This is a genomic window from candidate division KSB1 bacterium (assembly GCA_022562085.1).
Taxonomy (GTDB): domain Bacteria; phylum Zhuqueibacterota; class Zhuqueibacteria; order Oceanimicrobiales; family Oceanimicrobiaceae; genus Oceanimicrobium.
This window is the reverse complement of record JADFPY010000481.1, coordinates 1-2,287: the sequence shown is the minus strand read 5'-3', so window position 1 is coordinate 2,287 and position 2,287 is coordinate 1. Positions and strand designations below refer to the sequence as shown.

At 47.0% G+C, this 2,287-nt stretch carries 3 protein-coding genes; all 3 read left to right on the top strand.

Translation table 11 applies throughout. The features are described from left to right. Positions 1-460, top strand: a 460-nt coding sequence (locus IH879_22520) for an amidase (protein ID MCH7677703.1), incomplete at its 5' end; no start/stop codon positions are given. A gap of 30 nt (positions 461-490) precedes the next feature. Next, complete coding sequence (locus IH879_22515; GenBank protein ID MCH7677702.1) at positions 491-1,192, top strand: FKBP-type peptidyl-prolyl cis-trans isomerase; 702 nt, start codon at positions 491-493, stop codon at positions 1,190-1,192. A 58-nt stretch (positions 1,193-1,250) separates the two neighbouring features. Continuing rightward, positions 1,251-2,287 (top strand): gamma-glutamyltransferase (gene ggt / locus IH879_22510; GenBank protein MCH7677701.1); only part of this gene is annotated, 1,037 nt, incomplete at its 3' end.

Below are 2,287 nucleotides of genomic sequence, written 5' to 3'. Positions count from 1 at the left end.
AATTGAATTACCCGAATTTCCCGTCCGGGCGCTCTCCTTCATTCTCGGCGCAGAAGCTGCAGCGGCTTTCGATGAGCTCACACGCAGCAACAAAGATGAGCTTCTTGTGCGTCAGATAAAGAATGCCTGGCCAAATTCCTTCCGTAAAGCTCGGATGATTCCCGCAGTGGAATACATCCAGGCGAATCGTGCCAGAACTATGCTGATGGAAAAGATGGCCGAACTCATGTCTGAAGTGGATGTTTATCTGATTCCTTCTTACGGTGGCAGCAATTTAGCCATGACCAATCTCACCGGACACCCAGCCATTGTTTTACCCAATGGATTTACTGAGAAAGGAACGCCAACGAGCATCACTTTTATGGGTAAGCTCTTCGGAGAGGCCGAAACTTTAGCCGTCGCCAAAGCCTACCAGGATGCGACCGATTTCCATTTAAAGCATCCCGTATTAGAAAGTTAAACAATAATTGATAATAGAAAGGAGTTTCAAATGAAACAGATTTCCCTATGGATTCTAACCGTGGTTTTGTGTCTCTCATTCTCATCATGCGCTCAGGAAACCGAAAAAACCGAATTGACTACCAAGTCGGAAAAGATGTCTTATGCTTTAGGTGCCAACATTGGCGCCCGTTTAAAACCAGCGGCAGAGGAGATCGACTATGCGGCTTTTATTCAGGGGGTAAAGGATACACTTGAAAGCAGAACTCCCCTGTTAACCGCGGCTGAGATCAAGCGATTTCGTAGCGAGTTCACTACTTTGCTGAGGACGAAAGCGAATGAAAAGTCAACAAAACTTGGGGAGAAACATTTGAAAGAAGGAGAGACTTTTCTGGCGGAGAATAAGAAAAAAGCAGGTGTCACGACCACTGCCAGCGGCTTACAATACGAAGTCATGAAAGAAGGCAGCGGCGCTAAACCACAAAAAACGGATCGAGTGAAGGTGCACTATGCCGGCACTTTGATTGACGGCACTGAATTCGACAGCTCTTATAAAAGAGGCACGCCGGCAACATTCGCCGTCACCGGCGTGATTAAAGGCTGGACCGAAGTCCTGCAGCTGATGAACGTTGGCAGCAAATACCGCGTGTTTATTCCTTCGAATCTGGCGTATGGGCAGCGCGGGAGTCCGCCGACAATTGGTCCGAACGCAACATTGATTTTTGAGGTCGAATTATTGGAGATTGTAAAGTAAAATTTTCTGGATAAATTTCACACATCCGGTTTTTTAACAAAAGAGGCGACAACAACACATGAAAAAACTTTTGAAATGTTTTCTGATCTTAACTTTCCTCAGCATTTTCCTATTTAATTGTGACTTCGTTTACGCCGAAAAATGGCCAGTCTATGCCAGAAACGGCTTGGTCGTCTCTACAAACAGAATCGCCTCTGAGGTAGGGGTGCAAATTCTCAAAAAAGGCGGAAATGCGGTTGACGCAGCAGTTGCAACCGGGTTTGCGCTGGCAGTTGTGCATCCCGCCGCAGGGAATATCGGCGGCGGCGGTTTCATGGTCATCCGGTTTGCAGACGGCAGCACAACGGCAATCGACTATCGCGAAAAAGCCCCATTGGCCGCGCACGAAAAAATGTATCTGGATGAAAATGGCGAGCTGATTAAAGGTTTGAATCACAACAGCTATTTTGCAATTGGCGTGCCGGGAACCGTGGCCGGACTCACATTGGCCCTCGAGAAATACGGCACGATGAAATTAAAAGACGTGATAAAACCGGCGATTAAATTAGCCGAAAAGGGCTTTCCGGTTTCCTATGCGTTTCATCGAGATTTAGTGGCCAATAAGGAAAGATTTGAAAAATATCCGGCCTCCGCCAAGAAATTTTTGAAAAAAGATGGCAGCCCGTTTCAGCCCGGCGAAATCTTTAAGCAAAAAGATTTGGCAGAAACCTTAAAACGAATTTCTAAAAAAGGCAGGGACGGATTTTACAAAGGGAAAACCGCCGAATTGATTGCATCGGATATGCAGGCAAACGGCGGTTTGATTACTAACAAGGATTTGGCAGCTTATCAACCGGTCATTCGCAAGCCGATCGAAATAACTTATCGGGGGTACACGATTACGGGAATGCCGCCGCCCAGTTCGGGAGGCATCACGTTGTCCATCATGCTGAATATTTTGGAAGGCTACGAACTCACAGAGTTGGGGCACAACTCGGCCGCTTACATCCATTTGGTAGCGGAATCAATGCGAAAGGGCTTTGCGGATCGAGCGCACTACTTGGGCGATCCTGATTTTAATGAGGACATGCCGGTCGAGTGGCTCATTTCAAAAAA

Coding starts and splice junctions, on each gene's coding strand:
- IH879_22515 (MCH7677702.1), top strand. CDS start 491: ATGAAACAGATTTCCCTATGGATTCTAACCGTGGTTTTGTGTCTCTCA.